The organism is Pseudomonas sp. RV120224-01b (assembly GCF_003208145.1).
GTDB classification, from domain to species: Bacteria; Pseudomonadota; Gammaproteobacteria; order Pseudomonadales; family Pseudomonadaceae; genus Aquipseudomonas; species Aquipseudomonas monteilii.
This window is the reverse complement of sequence record NZ_QKMQ01000003.1, coordinates 95,909-117,377: the sequence shown is the minus strand read 5'-3', so window position 1 is coordinate 117,377 and position 21,469 is coordinate 95,909. Positions and strand designations below refer to the sequence as shown.

General features: G+C 64.2%; 4 protein-coding genes. All 4 read right to left on the bottom strand.

The window, feature by feature from the left end; all coding sequences use genetic code 11:
- Positions 1 to 52: 52 nt before the first annotated feature.
- Genes N436_RS06570 through N436_RS06555 form a run of 4 tightly spaced genes read right to left on the bottom strand, consistent with a single transcriptional unit; the run spans position 53 to position 21,469 of the window.
- Positions 53 to 1,024 carry an alpha/beta hydrolase gene (locus N436_RS06570; protein ID WP_104834268.1) on the bottom strand — a complete coding sequence of 324 codons (972 nt, stop codon included), beginning with the start codon at positions 1,022 to 1,024 and terminating at the stop codon, positions 53 to 55.
- 38 nt (positions 1,025 to 1,062) lie between these two features.
- Positions 1,063 to 10,179 carry a non-ribosomal peptide synthetase gene (locus tag N436_RS06565; protein ID WP_110740654.1) on the bottom strand — a complete coding sequence of 3,039 codons (9,117 nt, stop codon included), beginning with the start codon at positions 10,177 to 10,179 and terminating at the stop codon, positions 1,063 to 1,065.
- Positions 10,176 to 18,077, bottom strand: coding sequence for a non-ribosomal peptide synthetase (locus N436_RS06560; protein WP_256589888.1), 7,902 nt, complete (start codon positions 18,075 to 18,077; stop codon positions 10,176 to 10,178). The genes N436_RS06565 and N436_RS06560 overlap by 4 nt, the downstream gene beginning before the upstream one ends.
- 11 nt (positions 18,078 to 18,088) lie before the next feature.
- Complete coding sequence (locus tag N436_RS06555; RefSeq protein WP_110740652.1) at positions 18,089 to 21,469, bottom strand: non-ribosomal peptide synthetase; 3,381 nt, start codon at positions 21,467 to 21,469, stop codon at positions 18,089 to 18,091.

Here is a 21,469-nt window from a genome sequence, read left to right as displayed (position 1 = left end):
AAAATCCGATGCCCGGAAACGCGCATCGGATTTTTTTGCGTCCCGGCCAGCGTTATCGGCTGCCGGTACCTTCGGCCTGCAACCAACGGCGCACGCCGACGGCCAGCTGGTCGTAGACCTCCGTGACTTCCGGCACGATGGACAGTGTTCGCAGCAGATCGTGAGTCAGGCCCTCTGCCACGATACATTCAACGTTCACCCCGGCCTGCTCAAGCCGCGCCGCGTAGGCCTTGCCTTCATCCAGCAGCGGGTCCAGGCCTGCCAACAGAATGATCGCAGGTGCAAGCCCCGCAAGCTCATCCGCCAGCAACGGTGAGAAACGCCAATCCCGGCGGTCTTCGTCGGACTGCGCGTACTGCGCGTAGAACCAGTCGAGTGTCTCGTCTTCCAACAAATACCCTTCACCGAACACGGTGTGCGACGAACGCTTGCAGCTTGCATCCGTTATCGGGTAGCACAGCAGCTGGCCAACAGGCGTTATCGCCGCCTGCGGGCCCTGCCTTGCCGCTTCGATCGCCAGCGCAGCGGCCAAAGTGGCACCTGCGCTGTCGCCGGCGAACACGACCCGGGCCGGGTCGAGCCCCAGGCGGCGCCCCTGGGTCGCCAGCCACTGCACGGCGTCTGCGCAGTCCTCGTGGGCCGTCGGGAACCGGTGTTCCGGGGCAAGCCGGTAACCGACCGAAAGCACCGCGCAACGGGTACGCCCGGCAAGCTCTCGGCATACGCCGTCGTGCGAGTCCAGGCTGCCTACCACGTAGCCCCCACCGTGGAAATACAGCACCACTGGCAAGTTCTCGCCCGCGTCAACCGAGGGTCGGTAAAGCCGTAACGCAAGCGAACTGCCATCGCGCACGACAGCCGACAGGTCTTCGACCCGCAGATCCCAAGGCACGGGCCAGCGCAGTCGTTGCGAAGACGACTCGAAGGTTGCCCGTGCCTGGGCCGGAGAAAGCGTGTGCAGCGGTTTGATATCAAGGTTCAAGCCAGCCAGGTCGAGGAAGGCTTCCAAAGCGTTATTCAACATGAAACTCCCTAAATGTTCGGCGTTGCTGTCCTCGGCCGTCAGGCCGGGACAGTCACGTCCACACAATGTTCGATCAGTGCCACCAGCTCGCGCTGGAACTGTTCCATCAGCCGCTCTATCGTCTCGGCTCTGTAGCGGCGTTTGCTGTAGATGCAGCGGAACGAGAGCACCCCGTCGTAGACCTGCCCTACCGTCTGCAGCTGGTTCACCAGGTTGGCATCGGCGTGGTAGCAATCGCCCGGATCATCAGCGGCTGGCTCCAGCAACGCATGCTCGTCGAAGTGCTGATCGAACTGCCCGAAGTAGTTGAAGGTGACCTCGGCCTGGGCACCTTCAAGCAGTTGCCGACGCATCTCACCCGAACCGAACTGGCGCAAGACCGCGTAGCCGATACCCTTTTCGGGGATGGCTGCCAGCTGTCGCTGCGTACTGCGAATGGCTTGCGCTGCCGTGTCGTCCAGGCGTGATGTGAGGCGGACCGGGAACAGGCTGTTGAACCAGCCGAGGGTACGCGAGACATCGACGCCCTCGAACAGGTCCTCGCGGCCATGGCCTTCCAGTTGCACCATCACCGCCTCTTGGCCAGTCCAGCGGCCCAGTGCACGCCCGAGCGCCGTCAACAAGATGTCATTGACCTGCGTGCCATAGGCAGCCGGGGCCTGCTTCAGGAGCTGCGTCGTTTGTTGCGGCGTCAGCCGGAAATGGCTCACCGCCTGTTGGCTGGAGTGATTGCGACCGCGCGGGTTGTCGCAGGGCAGCTTCCCGGCGCAAGGACGAACCTGATCAAGCCACCAGTCGCCCTGCTGCGCTTCGATGGATGTTGCCTCGGCCTGCAGGCGCTCGACCCATGACCGGTAGCTGCTGGTCCGTGCAGGCAGCACAGGGTCTGTTCCAAGGCAGCACGCCGCATAGGCAGTCTGAAGGTCCTCGAGGAGAATGCGCCATGACACACCGTCCATGACCAAGTGGTGAAGGATCAACAGCAACCGCGCCTGCCCATCCGGCAGCTGGATGTGCAGGGTGCGCCAGAGTGGGCCTTGCGCCAGATCGAGGCTGCGTTGCGCCTGGTTGGCCAGTGCCGTCATCGCCTCCATGCTCTCGACACGGTGCAGGTTCAGCCTGGGCATCGTGCTACCGGAAGGCTCGCCATAGCACTGCATCCACTGCCCGTGCGGCTGGGAAAAACGCAGCCGCAGCGCGTCGTGATGCAGTTCGACATGCTGCAGCGCCTGCTCAAGGGCGACGAGGTCCAGGGCCGTCCGGGGCCTGAGCATCAATGCCTGGTTGAAATGGGCGGGATCTGGCAGGTGCTGCTCGAACATCCACTGCTGGATAGGCAGCAGGTTGAACAGGCGCTGGTCGACCTCTGTCGACAGCTGCGCCTCAACCACCGCAGGCGCGGCCTCCCAATTGGCAACAATCGCCTCGATCGTCTGATAACGCATCAAGTCACGCAGCTTGAGGTCCAGGTCGAGCTGCGGATGGTTTCTGACACGAGAGACGACTTGCAGGCTGAGGATGGAGTCCCCTCCCCGCTCGAAGAAATTATCGGTGATGCTCAAATCGTCGACCTGTAGAACCTGCTCCCAGATATCCACCAGGATCGATTCCCGCTGGTTTCTCGCTGCCTGGAACTGCGTCGAAATGAATTCGGGTTCAGGCAATCGCACGCGGTCGATCTTTCCATTGGGTGTGACAGGGAATTGCGCCAACTCGATCAGGTAGGCAGGCACCATGTAATCAGGCAAGTGGTCGGCCAGGCGCGCCTTCAGTTCGCCAGCGATACCCGCCTGCTCACTGACAACGTAGCCTACAAGCTGTTTGCCTACCGGGCTTTCCCTGACCACCACCAGGGCATTGCGGATGGCAGGCTGCGCCCGCAGGCACGCTTCGATTTCACCAAGCTCGACCCGGAAGCCACGCAGCTTGACCTGATGGTCGGCACGCCCCACGTAGTCGACCAATCCATCCAGGCGCTGTCGGACTACGTCGCCACTGCGGTACATGCGCCCGCCCTCGCCAGCCGGATCAGGCACGAATCGTTCCGCCGTCAGGCCCGCACGGCCATGGTAACCACGGGCGATGCCATCACCGCCGATCATCAGTTCACCGGCAAAGCCAACACCTGACGGATTGAGGTCATTGTCGAGGATGTGCAGCGTACGGCAGCCGACCGCATGGCCGATGGGTGCATAGGCAGCCTCGCAACGTGCGCCGCCGCCCACCTTCCAGAGCAACGGCGTGACCACAGTCTCGGTCGGGCCATAGCCATTGGTGAACAGCCGTGGCCTGAGTGCAGCCTTGACCTGCTCGAAGGTCTGCTCGGGCACGGCATCGCCACCAAAGCAGTAGATATCCACTGGCGGTGGCTCGTGCCCCGCGTCATGCACCGCTTCTGCCAGCTGTTTCAGGTAGGCGGGAGGGAAGCAGGCGATCGTGATTTCATGCTGCCAAAGTGCCTGAAGCGTCTGTTCGGCAGTCCACAACTCGCCATCGCGAATGACCAGAGCGCCTCCGCTCGCAAGCACGCTGAGCCAGCGCTCCTGGGCCCCGTCGAAGGCGAAGGACATGAAGTGCAGTTCTCGCGTCGCAGGCCCCATTTCATAGAGCCGCATGATCGCCTGGCAATGCCGGCTCAGAGGGCCTTGAGACACCGCCACGGCCTTGGGCCTGCCGGTCGATCCCGATGTATAGATCAGATAGGCCAGGCAACGCTCGTCCACGGCAATGTCGGCGAACGCCGGGCCTGCATCGGCAGGCTGCGCATCAGGCGCGAGAACGAGCAGGTGGCCATGCGCCGGCAGAGCGTCGCGGCACTCTGGCCGGGTGATCATCAACGACATGCCTGAATCCTGGATCATCCAGGCCAGGCGCTCCATCGGATACTCCAGGTCCAATGGCACATAGGCGGCGCCTGTGCGCATTACGGCGAGCAGCGCGACGACCAGCTCCGCCGAGCGTTGCAATGCCACTCCAACCACCGTTTCAGGTCCGGCACCGCTTGCCTGCAAGGCAAGCGCCAGGCGCCCCGAACGGCGGTCCAGCTCCGCATAACTGATGCGCTCATCGCCGCAGACCAGGGCGATGGCATCGGGGCGATCGTGGGCGTGCTCGATGATCAGCTCTGCCATCCGCTCCGGGCGGTAGCTTGCCAGCGCTGGCGTGGCAGTGTCCGCGACAGGGGCGCGCTGCGCAGCGGGCACAATGTCCAGGTTGCCAAGGCGTACCTGCGCATCCTGCAGCAGGGTTTCAAGCACCGACTCCATGGTCTGGCGAATACCGTCGACCGCCTGTTCGCTGAACGCATTGCGCAGGTAAAGGTACTCGATCATCAGCGTATCGTTGAGGTGAACCGCAAGGTCCATGGGGAAGTTGGTGACCCCCACGTCATTGGAATCACCGAACTCCAGACCTGCCTCGGGCGCCTCACGCAAACCTTCGTCGATAGGGTAGTTCTCGAAGACGATGATGCTGTCGAAGAGTTTCTGCCCCGGCACGGCCGACCAGCGTTGAACCTCGTTCAACGGCGTATGCGACCAGTTGCGCAGCTCGACGTTGTAGGCCTGCAAGGCCTGCAGCCAGTCCGCCAGGCGCATCAGAGGGTCCAGCGTCTGCGACACAGGCAAGGTATTGATGAACAGGCCCAAGGTGGTGTCGGCATCCTGCAGCGACTCTGGGCGCCCGGCCACGGTCGCGCCGAAAGTGACGTTGCGCTTGCCCGTGTAGCGCTGCAGCAGCAGAAGCCAGGCGCCCTGGATCAGGGTGTTAGGGGTAATACGCAACGTTCGGCAGTACTGCTGAAGACGTTTGGTCCATGCGGCGTCACGCCGGGTATACAGCGCGTGGTGGCCCGGTTCATCCGAAGTATGCCGTGGGTACACGGCCTGACTGAGCGACGTCACCTCGCTGTGCGCCAGGCTGCCGCGCCAGAACGCTTCCTGACGAGATTTGTCCTGCGCCTGCAACCAGGCGATGAAATCGCCGTAGCGGCCGCTGGTGCCAGTGACCGGTTGGCCGGCGTAATGCTGCATCAGTTCGGCAAACAGCCTGGACTTGCTCCAGCCATCCATCAACAGGTGATGGCTCGTCCATATCATCTGGTAACTCGACGACGTCAGTCGAACCAGAACCATGCGGTGCAACGGAGCCTGCGTCAGGTCAAAACCTGCCACCAGCTCCTCACGCGCGACCTCACCAGCCAACCTGTCCGGCGCTGCATCCGCCCGGGCGTCGATTTCGCGCATCGGCATGTGCGCCTGGGCGTGCACGATCTGTACCGGCTCATCCAGCCCGACCCAGTGGAAACTGGTGCGCAATACCTCGTGCCGTGCGATGACCGCTGCCCATGCGCCGACGAACGCCTCAACATCGAGCCCGCTGATTGGCAGGCTGACCTGGTTGATGTAGAGATCATTGCCGCTGTCTTCGATCGAATGGAACAGCATGCCCTTCTGTGCAGGCGACAGCGGGTACATGTCGGCGATCTCGGCGATCGGAACCGGCAGCTCGTCCAGTTGCGTCTGGCTGAGCGAACACAGCGGGAAGTCGGACGGGGTGGCCCCTGCGACGCCTGGCAGGGTGCAGTGCTCGATCAGCGCCACAAGCTCCAGATGAAACGCTTCAGCCAGGCCTTGAATGGTGGACTCGCTGAAACGCCGTGAGCTGAAGCGCCAGTCGATGCGCAACCCCTCCGGCCATACCCGAGCATCGACCGACAGACCGTTGCCGCACGACGATTCACGCCCTTCCCCGTTCTTCAATGGCTCGAACAGCACATTGGCCAGCGCCTTCCGGTAGCTGAAGGAGCACTGCGGCACCGGCAATGCGGCCAAGGTTTCCCTGCTGGCTTCGTCTCCCAGATAGCGTAACGCGGCGAACGACAGGCGCTTGTCGGCAGCCGTACGCAACTGTTGCTTGAGCCCCTTGATCGCGCCATCCAGCGTGGTCTTGTCAATGTCGAGAACGACAGGGAACGGATAATCCAGGCAGCCAACCGTGCGGCTCAGGTCGACACCCGAGCATGTCTGGCGACGGGTATCTGCCTGCACGCCAAGGAAGACCCTGTCCTGGCCTGTCCAGCGGGCCAAGACACGCGTCAGCGCGACCAGCAGCAGGTCGCCGGGCTCGGCGCGGTAGGCTGCGGCGGCCTGCTCTGTCAGGCGTCGGGTCAGGTCGAGGTCCAGCCAGGTACCCAACGTTGCACTGTCGGCGGGCGCCCCTACTTCTCGTGGGCTGCCAACCAGCTCGTCACTGATCCCGGCCAGTGCCTTCTGCCAATGGCTCAATACGCTCGGAGCATCCTCGAGCGAGTCATGCACGGAGTACGCCCAGCTCTGAACCGAGGTGGACTTGGCGGGAAGCGCCACAGGCTGCCCTGCGTCGAGCTGCTCGCAGACCAGGCGCAGATCCTGCAGGACGATGTCCCGGGATGCCTCGTCCATCGCCAGCGCATGGTTTACCAGCAGCAGCTGTTGGCTGCCATCTGCCAGCGTCGCCAGGACTGCCCGGACCAGGGTGCCTCTATGCACATCGAGGCTGGCACTCGCCTGCCTGGCCAACGCGCCCAACTGTGCCGGGTCCTGCACGGCTGCAAGCCACAGCACGGGCTCCTTCTGCCAAAGCGCCTGGTGTTCGGAAAGCGGCACCCCGTGCGCCTCCTGCGCGGCATTGAACGCCAACCGCAACCCGTCGTGGTGCGCCAATACGGCCTGCAAGGCCTTTTCCGTCGTGTCGGGGTCAAGCGCACGGGTAGGCCTGAGCGTCATCACCATGCTGTCAGGTGCATCACCATTGCCCTGCAGTTCGAAAAAGCGTGCCTGGGCGGGCAGCAAGGGCACCCTGCCGATGATCGGCCCCTGGTCGAGCGTCGAGGTGCCGCCGTCATCCTGCTCTGCCACGGACGCCAGCCCCTGGATGGTCTGGTGCTGGAACAATTGCTTGGGCGTGAAACGTATACCTTCCCGACGGGCCCGACTGACGACCTGGATCGACACGATCGAGTCGCCTCCAAGCTCGAAGAAGTTGTCGGTGATGCCCACTCTTTCAAGCTTCAGCACATCGGCCCAGATGCTCACGAGCTTCGCTTGCAGCGCGCTCTGCGGCGGCACGTAGGCTTTCTGCTGCTGGCTCACATCCGGTTTGGGCAGCGCTTTGCGATCCAGCTTGCCATTGGGGGTAAGCGGCAAGGCCTGCAGCGACACCAGGTAGCTCGGCACCATGTAGTCGGGCAATGCGGCCTTGAGATGTTGCAGGATTTCCTCATGACTGGCCGCCCCTTCATCAAGCACCAGGTACGCAGCCAGCTGCTTGGCATGGAGCCCGTCGATGTCGATCACTACCGCCTCGCGAACACCCGCATGCTCAAGCAGACTGGATTCGATCTCGCCCAGCTCGATGCGCAAGCCGCGGATCTTCACCTGATGATCGATACGCCCCGCGTACTCGATCACGCCCCCTGTTCGATAACGCGCCAGGTCGCCGGTGCGGTACAGCCGCCCCCCACCCTGCTGGCTGGCATCATGAGGGTCCGGGACGAACCGTTCGGCGGTGAGGCTCGGCCTGCGATGGTAGCCTCGCGCCAAGCCGACGCCGCCCAGGTAGAGCTCGCCGTTTGCGCCATGAGGAAGCGCAAGCAGATCGCGGCTGAGAATGTGCGTCTTGAGGTTGTCGATGGGCGTGCCGATCGGGACGCTGCCCGGGCACGATGGCCGGCAGGTCCAGTGGGTTACGTCGATCGCAGCTTCGGTAGGGCCATAAAGGTTGTACAGGCTGGCGTGTGGCAATCGGGCCAAGGTCTGCTCCGACAGATCGGCAGGCAACGCCTCGCCACTGCAGACGACACGTCGCAAGGTATCGCAGCGCTCGACATGCTCGCAGGTCATGAACGCCTGCAACATCGATGGCACGAAATGCAACGTCGTCACGCCGTGTCTCTGAATGGTGCTCACCAAGCGCTCAGGGTCGCGGTGGTCACCCGGTTCCGCAAGCGCCAGCCTGGCGCCGGTCAACAGGGGCCAGAAGAACTCCCACACCGAGACGTCGAAGCTGAAGGGAGTCTTTTGCAGGACCGTATCAGTGGCGCCCAGACCATAGGCCTTCTGCATCCAGACAAGGCGGTTGACCAATGCCTGGTGCGCGTTGGCTGCACCTTTCGGTCGCCCTGTCGAGCCCGAAGTGTAAATCACGTAGGCAAGGTGTTCGGGGTGGGTGAGGTGCACGGGATCGTCGGCGCTGAAAGCCGTCAGCCAACTGTCGTCGTCATCCAGCACAATGCTGCGCACACTGGAAGGGATCGGCAGGTGTTCGAGCAACGCACGCTGCGTCAGCAGTAACCCGATACCGCTGTCGTCCATCATGTAAGCAAGCCGATCCCTCGGATACTCAGGGTCGAAGGGAACGTAGGCGCCGCCGGCCTTGAGGATAGCCAGCAGGCCCACGACCATTTCCAGCGAGCGTTCGACCGCGATGCCGACCAGCACGTCGGGCCCTACCCCCTGCTCGCGCAATGCGTAAGCGAGGCGGTTGGCGCGCTGATTGAGCTGTCGATAGGTGAGCTGCTGTTCGCCGAACAGAACGGCCAAGGCATCAGGTGTTTCGCCTGCCTGCGCCTCGATCAACTGATGCACGCTCCGATCACCGGGATAAGGTGCCTGGGTGTGGTTCCAGTGTTCGAGAATTTCCTGCTGTTCATCGGCCGCGAGCAGGGGCAGCTCGCCGATCCGTTGCCGAGGATGCTCGACGATCGATTGCAGCAGGTTGATCCAGTGCCGCGCCATGCGTTGCACGGTTGGCTCATCGAACAGCGCCGTGGCGTAATTGAGCTCTGCCGAGACACCTTCGTCGTGCTCGACGGTGTTCAGGGTCAGGTCGAACTGCGCCGTCTTGCGTTGCCAGGCAATGTTCTCGACCAGCAGGCCAGGCAGGCTACGCCGCGTACCTGCGGCGACTTTCTGGTGGTTGTACATGACCTGGAAAAGCGGGCTGTGGCTCAGGCTGCGCTCTGGGTGCAGCGCCTCGACCAGTTGTTCGAAAGGCAGGTCCTGGTGGGCTTGGGCATCCTGCGTCATCTGGCGCGTCTGGGCCAGCAGGTCGCTGAAGTGCACAAGCGAACCGAACTCGGCCTTGAGCACCTGGGTGTTGACGAAAAAGCCGATCAGCCGCTCGGTTTCGACACGGTTGCGGTTCGCGACCGGGATGCCGATGCGGATGTCATCCTGCCCACAGTACCGATGCAGCAAGGTCTGGAAGCTGGCCAGCAGCAGCGTGAAGAGTGTCGTACCCTGCTGCTGCGCCAGTTGCTTGAGGGCATCGGCCAGACGGCGTTCGATCTCAAGGTGCACGCTGGCGCCCTCGAAACACTGGTTCGCTGGGCGCGGGCGGTCGCTGGGCAGCTCGAGAACCGGGTGCTCGGTCCCCAGGTGCTGCTTCCAGAACGCCAACTGTCGTTCCTGCTCCCCCGCTTCCATCCAGTGCCTTTGCCAGATGGCATAGTCGGCATACTGGATCGGCATCTCGGGAAGCGCGAGGGGCTGCCCCATGCAGTGATGCGCGTAGTGCTGGATCAGCTCTTCGACCATCAGGTGCATCGACGAGCCGTCAGTGGCGATATGGTGCAGCGTAATGATCAGCACATGATCATCTTCTGCTACCCGTAGCAGCCTGACTCGGACAGGCCGTTCGTGCTCAAGATCGAAAGGCGCGCGGGCCTCGGCCTCTACAAGCGCCTGCAGGCGCTGTTCGAGATCGATTGCCGGTTCGCGGTCAACCTGCTCGACATCGAGCGTGAACACGCTGTGTGGATGAATGATCTGCACCACCTGATCGTCGTTCAGACCAAACGTGGTTCGCAGGGTCTGGTGGCGTGCCTGCAGTGCCTCGAAGCTCGCGCGCAACGCCTCGCTATCCAGTTCGCCCTTGAGCCTCAAGGCGACTGGCAGGTTGTAGGCAGATCCCTGGGGGTCCATCTGCCAAAGGAACCACTGGCGCTGCTGGGCGAACGAAACCGGAATGACGTCGAACAGTGTTTGAACGCAAGGCACTGGCAAGTTGGCCGGAGAAATGTTCTCGGCGTGCATCTTCTGCAGATACAGCTTGCGCTTGGCCAACGGCAGCGTGACAAAACGCTTGGCGATATTCAGCGCGGCATCATTACTCATTCATTCACCTCGAACTCTTCAAAAAGCATATCCAGACGCTGCAGTTTTTCGTCGAAAGCCGACACGTCGCCGATGGATTCGATGTATCTGGCGAAATCGCCCAGGACCGGGTGCTGGAACAGCACGGCCGGTTCCACGGTCAATCCCAGGGAAAGTTGCAAGCGCGAGAGCACCGACAGCGCCAGCAGCGAATGCCCTCCCAGGTCGAAGAAGTTGTCATTGAGACCGACCTTCTCGACATTCAGCAGCTGTGCCCAGACGGCAGCGACCTGCTGCTCGACCTCGCTCTGCGGCGCGACATGGCCTTGCTGCGATACGCCAAGGTCGGGCTGGGGCAAGGCTTTGCGGTCGAGCTTGCCGTTGGGCGTCAGCGGCAGCGCATCGAGCCAGGTCAGGTACGCGGGGACCATGTAATCCGGCAAGGACGCGCGCAGCTGTTCGCGCAGGTGCCGACGCAAGGCGCTGCGCTGTTCCTCCGTCGCGACCGCTTCGCCGTTCGAGACCAGGTAGCCGGCCAGTTGCTTGCCGCCAGGCCCATCGATGTCGATGACCACCGCCTCGCGCACCGCAGGATCATCAATCAGCCTTGCCTCGATCTCGCCCAGTTCGATGCGATAGCCACGCACCTTCACCTGGTGGTCGATGCGGCCCACGTACTCGAGCAGGCCATCGTTGCGATAGCTGGCCAGGTCACCCGTACGGTAGAGCCTGCCACCGCCCTGCCCGCTACGATCGTAGGGGTCCGGGACGAAGCGCTCGGCGGTCAACGCGGCACGGCGCTGATACCCCCGGGCCAGGCCATCGCCACCGATCATCAGTTCCCCGGCCATGCCGGCCGCGGCTGTCGAGAGATCGTGCGCCATGACCTGCAAGGTGGTGTTGGCGATCGGCTTGCCCAGCAACGGCAAAGGGTGTTCGTTGTCCAAGCAGTACGCCGCCGACCAGATCGTCGTTTCGGTTGGCCCGTAAAGGTTCCAGATGCGCCCGCACAACGGCAGGAGCTGCTCGGCCAGGTCGACAGGCAGTGCCTCACCGCCACTGATGACCTTACAGCCACGCAAGGTCTGCGCCGGCAGCGCCTGCAGCAGCATGCGCCAGGTCGACGGTGTGGCCTGGATGGTGGTGATGGCGTGGCGCTCGATCACTGCCTGCAGCGCCGACGGGTCCTTGTTCTGGCGCTCGCCGAGCAATACCACCGAAGCCCCGGCCAACAGCGGCAGGTAAAGCTCCAGGCCGGCGATGTCGAACGACAGCGAAGTCAGCGCCAGGACCCGGTCGCTGGCGTCGATCCCAGGCTCGACAGCCATGCTGGCGAGGAAGTTGACCAGTGCCTGGTGGCGTACCTCGACCCCCTTGGGCCGACCGGTGGAACCGGAGGTGTAGATGCAATAGGCGAGATGCTCGGGGTGCTGCACGATGCCGAGATTCTCGCCATCGAAGGCCTCGACCTGATGCCAGTCGCTGTCCAGGCACCAGGCCTGCGCGCCGTGCGTGGGCAGTTGCGGCAGCAGATGACTGAGGGTCAGCAACAAGTGCGCCCCACTCTGCTCCATCATGTACGCCAGGCGCTCGCGGGGGTATTCCGGGTCCAGTGGCACATAGGCGCCGCCGGCCTTGAGAATCGCCAGCAGGCCCACGACCATTTCCACCGACCGTTCGACGGCAATCGCGACCAGCACATCTGGCCCGACGCCCAACGTGCGCAACTTGCTCGCCAGCCGGTTGGCTCGCTGGTTGAGCTCGCGGTAGCTCAAGGTCTGTTCGGCAAACCGCAATGCCGGGGCCTCAGGGGTACGCGCGACCTGCATTTCGAACAACTCGGGCAGGCAGTGCGCCTGCGGGTACTGCATCTGGGTACGGTTCCAGTCGTGGACGATGCGCTGTTGTTCCTGGTCATCGAGCATCTGCAGTTCACCGACAGGAGTATCGGCGTGTTGCACCAGCGCGTGCAGCAGATTGGCAAAGTGCCGGGCGATCTGTTCGACGCCGGTGTCACCGAGGTGGCTACGGTCGTAGTGGTAATGGATCGTCAGCGCATTGCCCGACTCGATCATCAGCGTCAACGGATAGTTGGTCCGCTCGCGATTCTGCGTGCCCGAAAACACCAGGCCTGCGCTGGAACCCTGCTGCAGGACTTCGCCGACCGGGTAGTTCTCGAACACCAGCAGCGTGTCGAACAACTGCTCACCGGCCGAGCCCGCCCAACGCTGAATGTCATAGAGCGGCGTGTGCTCATGTTCGCGCATGCTCAGGTTCTGCGCCTGCAGACGTTCGACCCACTCCCCCACCCGCAGGTCAGGCTGCAGCCTGCCAGCCACCGGCAAGGTGTTGATGAACAGGCCCAGTTGCTGCTCGACACCGCGCAGGTCTGCCGGCCGTCCGGCAACCGTGGCACCAAATGCCACGCCTTCCTGGCCGGTATAGCGGTGCAACAGCAGTAGCCAGGCAGCCTGCAGCAAGGTATTGACCGTCACCCGCCGTTGCCTGGCAAACGCGCTCAACGCCTGGAAGCACGCCGGGTCGAGCGTCTGATGATGTTCGCCATGGCCAGTGTCCGCGCGGCTGCGATCCTGACGCAGCGCCTGAGCCAGGCGCGTGGGCTCGGTGAGGTGCAGCAATTGCTGGCGCCAGAACGTCTCGCTCTGCCCCGCGTCCTGGCGCTGCAGCCACTCGATATAGTCGCGGTAGCGGCCTGCCGGGTGCTCCAGGGCAACGCCTGCGTAGTGTTGCAACACCTCGCCCAGCAGCTGCGCATTGCTCCAGCCATCCATCAGGATATGGTGGCTGGTAAAAATCAGGTGATGCCGGCCGCTGCCTGTCCGGATGGCCGTCAGTCGCAGCAACGGTGCGGCCTGCAAGTCGAAGCCACGCCGACGATCCGCCTCGGCCCAGGCATCCAGACGCCCCACGAGGTCATCCTGGTCGGCCCAGTCCAGCACGTCGAACGGCAGCTCGACGTGCTTGCGAATCACCTGCACCGGGCGTTCCAGATGGGCGACGAATGCGGCGCGCAATACGTCGTGTCGATCCAGCATTGCCTGCCAGGCACGCTTGAAACGCTCGATATCCAGCCCCGAGACGTTGACTCGCATCTGATTGACGTACTCACCCTGGCCCTGCTCGAAGACCGTGTGAAACAGCATGCCCTGCTGCATGGGCGAGAGCGGATAGATGTCATCGATTGCGCCCGCCGGGATCGGCAACGCATCCAGCTGGGCCTGGTCCAGCGCTGCCAGCGGCACATCGGACGGTGTCAGGCCGACCGCGCCCTGGCTGACGCAATGGTCGATCAACGTCTGGAGTTCGGTCATGTAGTCGTCGGCCAGGGCCTGGACCGTGGCGCGCTCGAACATGGCCTGGCTGAACGTCCAGGCCAGGCTCAACTCACCGGCATAGACCTGCCCGTTGATCGACAGCAGGTTTTCCAGCAGGGCCTCGGCAGACTGGCTGGCGCCGCTGCTTTCGCTGGCTGGCTGCAGGAATCGCTGGGTGCCCGGGCCCGCGCCTTCGGCAAAGGTACTGTCAAGCTGCCCCAGGTAATTGAAGGTGATGGGGGGCACTGGCAGGCCAGCCAGCACATTGTGCGCGTGCGAATCCCCCAGGTAGCGCAGCGCGCCATAGCCGATGCCCTTATCGGGGATGGCGCGAAGTTGCTCCTTGATCTGCTTGATGGAGGCGCCGAGGTCCGCCGCAGCGGTCAGCTTCACGGGGAAGAGGCTGGTCAGCCAGCCGACCGTCCGCGTCAGGTCGACCGCATCGAACAGGTCCTCACGGCCGTGTCCTTCCAGTTGCACCAGCACGTCTTCGCGTTGGGTCCAACGGGCAACCACTCGGGCCAGTGCGGTCAGCAGCAAGTCGTTGACCTGGGTGCGGTATGCCGTCGGCGCCTGTTGCAACAGCCGTGAGGTCTGCTGCCGGTCCAGGCGTGCGTGCACCGTCGCGCCGTGGCGGCCATGCAACGATCCATCCGCCCTGTCCAGAGGCAGTTGCGGGTCAACCCCTTGCAACTGCGACTGCCAATAGCCGAGCTCTGCCTGCAGCGCTTCGCTTTGCGCGTAGGCCTGCAGCCGTTCGGCCCAGGCTTTGGTCGAGGTGGTCTTGGCAGGCAACACGGCAGGCTGACCTGCCACGTGACGGTCATAGGCGCTTTGCAGGTCTTCCAGGAGAATGCGCCAGGACACGCCATCCACCGCCAGGTGATGAATCACCAGAAGCAGGCGCTGGCTGCCATCGGGCAGGGTCGCCAATACACCGCGCAACAGCGGCCCCTGCTGCAGGTTCAGGCTGCGCTGCGCGCGCTCGCACAGGGCGTGTAGCGCGTCAGGATCGGTCAGGGTCTCGGCCCACAGCAACCCGGCCTCGACGTCGCCCGGCGCGCAATGAGCGGCGTGCCAAGCGCCCGCGTCCTGGGGTGGCGTGAAGCGCAGGCGCAACGCATCGTGATGCTCAAGCAGCGTGTGCAAGGCCTTCTCCAGCGCGGTGCTATCGATGACTTTGGTCGAGGTCAGCAGAACCGCCTGGTTCCAGTGATGTGGCTCGGCGATCGACTGTTCGAGGAACGCTTGCTGGATCGGCAGCAAGCGTGTCTCGCCGATCACCGGCGCCTGGTCGATCTGCGGGCCGCTGCCTTCCATGCGCGTGGCCACCGAGGCCAGGTCTTGTACGGTCTGATGCTGGAACAGCGCCTTGGGCGTGAAGCGGATACAGGCCTGCCTTGCCCGGCTGACGACCTGGATCGAGATGATCGAGTCCCCTCCCAGTTCGAAGAAGTTGTCCGTCACACCGACCTGATCGAGCTTCAGCACCTCGGCCCAGATCGCCGCGATCTGTTGCTCCAGCGCGTTGCGCGGGGCCACGTAGCTGTCCTGCAGCACGCTGGCGTCGGGCTTGGGCAGGGCTTTGCGGTCCAGCTTGCCGTTGGCCGTTACCGGCAGGCGCTCGAGGAACAGCAAGTGGGTCGGGACCATGTAGTCGGCCAGGCCGAGCCTGAGGTGCTCGCGCAGTTCGCCGCGCAGCGCGTTCTGTTGCTGTGGGTCGCTCGGCGGGTCGCCGGCCATGACCAGGTACGCGGCCAGTTGCTTGCCACCCGGCCCGTCGATGTCCAGCACCACCGCCTCGCGCACGTTCGGCTGCTCGAGCAGGCGCGTCTCGATTTCGCCCAGCTCAATGCGCAGCCCGCGGATTTTCACCTGGTGATCGAGACGGCCCTTGTAGTCGATCACCCCGTCGGCCCGGTAGCGCGCCAGGTCGCCGGTACGGTACAGGCGGCCGCCGCCTTGTGCCGTGTTGTCGAAGGGGTCCGGGACGAAGCGTTCGGCGGTCAACGCCGGGCGACGGTGATAGCCACGGGCCAGGCCGATGCCGCCCAGGTACAGCTCGCCAGCCGCGCGTGGGGCGACACTCTGCAGCCCGGCACCGAGGATGTGGGTTTTCAGGTTGTCGATCGGGCGGCCAATCGGCACGCCGCTGTCGCCGCCCGGGCGGCAGGTCCAGTGGGTGACATCGATGGCCGCTTCGGTCGGGCCGTAAAGGTTGTACAACTGTGCGCCGGGCAGGCGTGCCAGGGTCTGTTGCGCCAGCTCTGCAGGCAAGGCTTCGCCGCTGCACACCACGCGCTTGAGACTGCTGCAGCGCTCGACCTCGGCGCTGCCCATGAACGCCTGCAGCATCGACGGGACAAAGTGCAGCGTGGTCACCGCGTGCTGCCTGATCACCTCCACCAGGCGCTCCGGATCACGGTGCTCGCCCGGTTGCGCAACGGCCAGGCGTGCGCCGGCCAGCAGCGGCCAGAAAAACTCCCAGACCGAGACATCGAAACTGAACGGGGTTTTCTGCAGCACCGTATCACTGGCATCCAGGCCGTAGGCCTGTTGCATCCAGCACAGGCGGTTGACCAGCGCGCGATGGCTGTTGCCCGCGCCCTTGGGCCGGCCGGTGGAGCCGGAGGTGTAGATCACGTAGGCCAGGTTGCCCGGGCGGGTTTGGTGCACCGGGTCGGCATCGCTGTAGCCCGGCAGCGGTTCGAGCAACAGTGGCTGCACACCCTCAGGTACCGGCAACTGCGCCAGCAGGTGGGCTTGCGTCAGCAGCAGGCCGATGCCGCTGTCCTGCATCATGTAGGCCAGGCGCTCGGCGGGGTATTCCGGGTCCAGCGGCACATAGGCGCCACCGGCCTTGAGGATGCCCAGCAGGCCGATGACCATGTCCACGCTGCGCTCGGCGGCAATACCCACCAGCACGTCCGGCCCCACGCCTTGTTCACGCAGCTTGTGCGCCAGCTGGTTGGCGCGCCGGTTCAGCTCACGGTAGCTCAGGGCCTGTTCGGCAAACACCAGCGCCGGCGCGTCCGGGGTGGCGGCGACTTGCGCCTCGATCAGTTGCTGCAGGCACTGCTCCAGCGGGTAGTCGGCGTGAGTGCGGTTCCAGTCGTAGACCACCTGTTGCTGCTGCGCGGCATTCAGCAGCGGCAGCTCGGCGATGCGCTGCTGCGGCTGGGCGACGATGGCGGCCAACAGGCCCTGCCAGTGCCCGGCGAGCTGGGCAATGGTGGCTTCGTCGAACAGCGCGGTTGCGTAGGTCAGGAACGCACCAATGCCGTGTTCATGCTCGACAGTGTTCAATGCAAGGTCGAACTGAGTGGTATGGATTTCCCAGTCGAGCGCCTCCAGGGTCAGGCCTGGCAGGCGCCGCGTCTGGCCCCTGCCCTCGCTGCCGTGGTTGTGCATCACCTGGAACAACGGACTATGGCTGAGGCTGCGCTCTGGCTGCAGGGCTTCGACCAGTTGCTCGAACGGCAGGTCCTGATGCGCCTGTGCGCCGAGCCCGGCCTGGTGAACTTGCGCGACCAGCGCGTCGAAGGTGGTGCTCAGGTCGAATTCGGCCTTGAGGACCTGGGTGTTGACGAAAAAGCCGATGAGCCCCTCGACTTCGCTGCGAGTGCGGTTGGCGATCGGGACGCCGACGCGGATGTCGTTCTGCCCGCTGTAGCGGTGCAACAACGCCTGGAAGCTTGCCAGCAGCAAGGTGAACAGCGTCACGCCCTGACGCTTGGCCAACTGCTTCAGCGAATCTGCCAGCGCATCGGCAATGGCGATGTCGAGGCGTGCCCCTGCATGGCTCTGCACTGCACCGCGCGGGCGGTCCAGCGGCAACTCCAGTACCGGCTGTTCGTCCCCCAGATGGGCCGTCCAATAGCCCAGTTGCTTCTCGCGTTCACCCGCTTCCATGAACTGCCGTTGCCACAGCGCGTAGTCGGCATACTGCACAGGGAGCGGCGGCAATTGCAGCGCCTGCCCGGACTTGCCGGCCTCGTAGAAACGCACCAGCTCGTCGACCATGATCGGTGTCGACCAGCCATCGGAGACGATGTGGTGCAGGGTCAGCACCAGTACATGGTCATCCGCCGCCAGACGCAGCAGCTTGACCCGCAGCAAGGGCCCCTGCTCAAGGTCGAATGGCTGCTGAACTTCCTGCTCGACCCATGCCTTCAATGCCGCGCTGGCATCGGCATCGGCTGCCTTGAGTGTATCGATGACCAGCTTGACGGGCACTTCTGGGTGAATCACCTGCACCGGCTGGTCGTTGTCGAGGTGAAAGGTGGTACGCAGGGTTTCGTGTCGCGCGATCAGGGCATCGAAGCTGGCCTGCAGCGCCTGAAGGTCAAGATCGCCCTTCAGACGCAGGGCGACCGGAATGTTGTATGCGCTGCCCTGGGGGTCCATTTGCCAGAGAAACCATTGCCGCTGCTGGGCGTAGGACAACGCCAGCGCCTCCCCCGGCGCTCTCGCAGGGATCGGCGCGACTCCGTACAAGTTGATTCCCTGACGCTTCAGGAGCATGGCCAGAGCGTGACGCTCTTTGGTGGACAACGATTTGACGGAGTCGAGCAACGCTTGCACTGATGTATCCCCTATGAAATCAGTTCATCAATTTCCTCCGTGGTTAGACGTTTGAGCGCCTCCAGCGATTTAGCCAGTTCTGCCTGAATCGGATCGATTTGCTGATTTTTCTCTTCGAGGCGACGCGAGAAATCCGCCAGCAGGGGATGCTCGAACAGCTCCTTCAAGGTGGCGTCGATGCCAGTCGCCTCGCGAACACGCACGATCACCTGGGTGGCCGACAGCGAATGGCCACCCAGGGCGAAGAAGCCATCGTTCAGGCCAACCCTTTCGAGCTTCAGCACGTCTGCCCAGATCGCCGCGATCTGTTGCTCCAGCGCGTTGCGCGGGGCCACGTAGCTGTCCTGCAGCACGCTGGCGTCGGGCTTGGGCAGGGCTTTGCGGTCCAGCTTGCCGTTGGCCGTTACCGGCAGGCGCTCGAGGAACAGCAAGTGGGTCGGGACCATGTAGTCGGCCAGGCCGAGCCTGAGGTGCTCGCGCAGTTCGCCGCGCAGCGCGTTCTGTTGCTGTGGGTCGCTCGGCAGGTCGCCGACCATGACCAGGTACGCGGCCAGTTGCTTGCCACCCGGCCCGTCGATGTCCAGCACCACCGCCTCGCGCACGCTCGGCTGCTCGAGCAGGCGCGTCTCGATCTCGCCCAGCTCGATGCGCAACCCGCGGATTTTCACCTGGTGATCGAGGCGGCCCTTGTAGTCGATCACCCCGTCGGCCCGGTAGCGCGCCAGGTCGCCGGTGCGGTACAGGCGACCGCCGCCTTGTGCCGAGTTGTCGAAGGGGTCCGGGACGAAGCGTTCGGCGGTCAACGCCGGGCGACGGTGATAGCCACGGGCCAGGCCGATGCCGCCCAGGTACAGCTCGCCAGCCGCGCGTGGGGCGACACTCTGCAGCCCGGCACCGAGGATGTGGGTTTTCAGGTTGTCGATCGGGCGGCCAATCGGCACGCCGCTGTCGCCGCCCGGGCGGCAGGTCCAGTGGGTGACATCGATGGCCGCTTCGGTCGGGCCGTAGAGGTTGTACAACTGTGCGCCGGGCAGGCGTGCCAAGGTCTGTTGCGCCAGCTCTGCAGGCAAGGCTTCGCCGCTGCACACCACGCGCTTGAGACTGCTGCAGCGCTCGACCTCGGCGCTGCCCATGAACGCCTGCAGCATCGACGGGACAAAGTGCAGCGTGGTCACCGCGTGCTGCCTGATCACCTCCACCAGGCGCTCCGGATCACGGTGCTCGCCCGGTTGCGCCACGGCCAGGCGTGCGCCGGCCAGCAGCGGCCAGAAAAACTCCCAGACCGAGACATCGAAACTGAACGGGGTTTTCTGCAGCACCGTATCACTGGCATCCAGGCCGTAGGCCTGTTGCATCCAGCACAGGCGGTTGACCAGCGCGCGATGGCTGTTGCCCGCGCCCTTGGGCCGGCCGGTGGAACCTGAGGTGTAGATCACGTAGGCCAGGTTGCCCGGGCGGGTGTGGTGCACCGGGTCGGCGTCGCTGTAGCCCGGCAGCGGTTCGAGCAACAGTGGCTGCACACCCTCAGGTACCGGCAACTGCGCCAGCAGGTGGGCTTGCGTCAGCAGCAGGCCGATGCCGCTGTCCTGCATCATGTAGGCCAGGCGCTCGGCGGGGTATTCCGGGTCCAGCGGCACATAGGCGCCACCGGCCTTGAGGATGCCCAGCAGGCCGATGACCATGTCCACGCTGCGCTCGGCGGCAATGCCCACCAGCACGTCCGGCCCCACGCCTTGTTGGCGCAGCTTGTGCGCCAGCTGGTTGGCGCGCCGGTTCAGCTCACGGTAGCTCAGGGCCTGTTCGGCAAACACCAGCGCCGGCGCGTCCGGAGTGGCGGCGACTTGCGCCTCGATCAGTTGCTGCAGGCACTGCTCCAGCGGATAGTCGGCGTGGGTGCGGTTCCAGTCGTAGACCACCTGTTGCTGCTGCGCGGCATTCAGCAGCGGCAGCTCGGCGATGCGCTGCTGCGGCTGGGCAACGATGGCGGCCAACAGGCCCTGCCAGTGCCCGGCGAGCTGGGCGATGGTGGCTTCGTCGAACAGCGCGGTTGCGTAGGTCAGCGACACCGCGATCCCTGCCTCGTGCTCCACGGTCTCCAGCGTCAGGTCGAACTGCGCGGTCCCGCGTTCCCAGTTCAGGGTCTCGACAGCCAAGCCAGGCAGCTGCCGACCCTGCCCGCGCGCTTCGGTCTGGTGATTGAACATGACCTGGAACAACGGGCTATGGCTGAGGCTGCGCTCTGGCTGCAAGGCTTCGACCAGCTGCTCGAACGGCAGGTCCTGATGGGCCTGGGCACCCGAGACGCGTCGCTGAGTCTGCTCAAGCAGTTCAGTGAAGGTCATCCCCAGGTCGAAGTCCGCCTTGAGTACCTGGGTGTTGACGAAAAAGCCGATCAGGCCTTCGGTCTCCATTCGATTGCGGTTGGCCGTGGGTATGCCGACACGGATATCGTTCTGCCCGCTGTAGCGGTGCAGCAAGGTCTGGTAGCTGGCCAGCAGGAGCATGAACACTGTCACGCCCCGATCACGCGCCAGCTGCTTGAGGCCGGCACACAGTGTGTCGTCCAGGCTGATATCCAGGCTTGCACCTGCCCGGCTCTGCACGGCCGGGCGAGGACGGTCGATCGGCAGTTCCAGCACCGGCTGCTCCCCCCCCAGCTCGGCCTCCCAGTACGCCAGCTGACGCGCCAGCTCGCCCGCTTCCATGCACCGGCGTTGCCAGATGGCATAGTCGGCATACTGGATCGGCAGTTCCGGCAACGACGCCGGCTGGCCAAGGCGATGCCCCTCGTAACTGCGGATCCATTCGTCCAGCAGTATCGGCATCGACCAGCCATCGGAGACGATATGGTGCATGACCAGGATCAGCACATGGTCGGCCTCGTTCACCTGCAGCAGCCTTACTCGCCACAGGGGCGCCTGCCCCAGGTCGAAAGGCTGGCCGGCCTCTTCTTCGATGCGACGTTCAAGGCGCTCGGCAAAATCAGCGTCTGGTGCCGCTGCAAAGGGCTCTCGCACAATGTCCACCCGCACACTCGGTTCAATGACCTGGACAGGCTGGTCGCCGTCCTGGGCAAAAGCGGTGCGCAGGCTTTCGTGGCGGTGCACCAGGTCTTCCAGGCTACGCTGCAGAAGCGCGGGGTCCAATGCGCCCCTGAAACGCAGGGCCATGCTGATGTTGTAGGCCGCGCTTTCGGGCTCGAACTGCCAAAGGAACCACTGGCGCTGCTGGGCATACGACAACCCGATGGGCCCCCATTCGTCCCGTATCCGCGGGATCGGCAGCCGAGCGAAGCTCATGCCCTTGGACTGCATCTTTTCAAAGAATTGCTTGCGCTGCTCCAGTGGCAGATGCAGGAACCGTTTAACCAGCTCGATGTTCTGGGCCGTCAT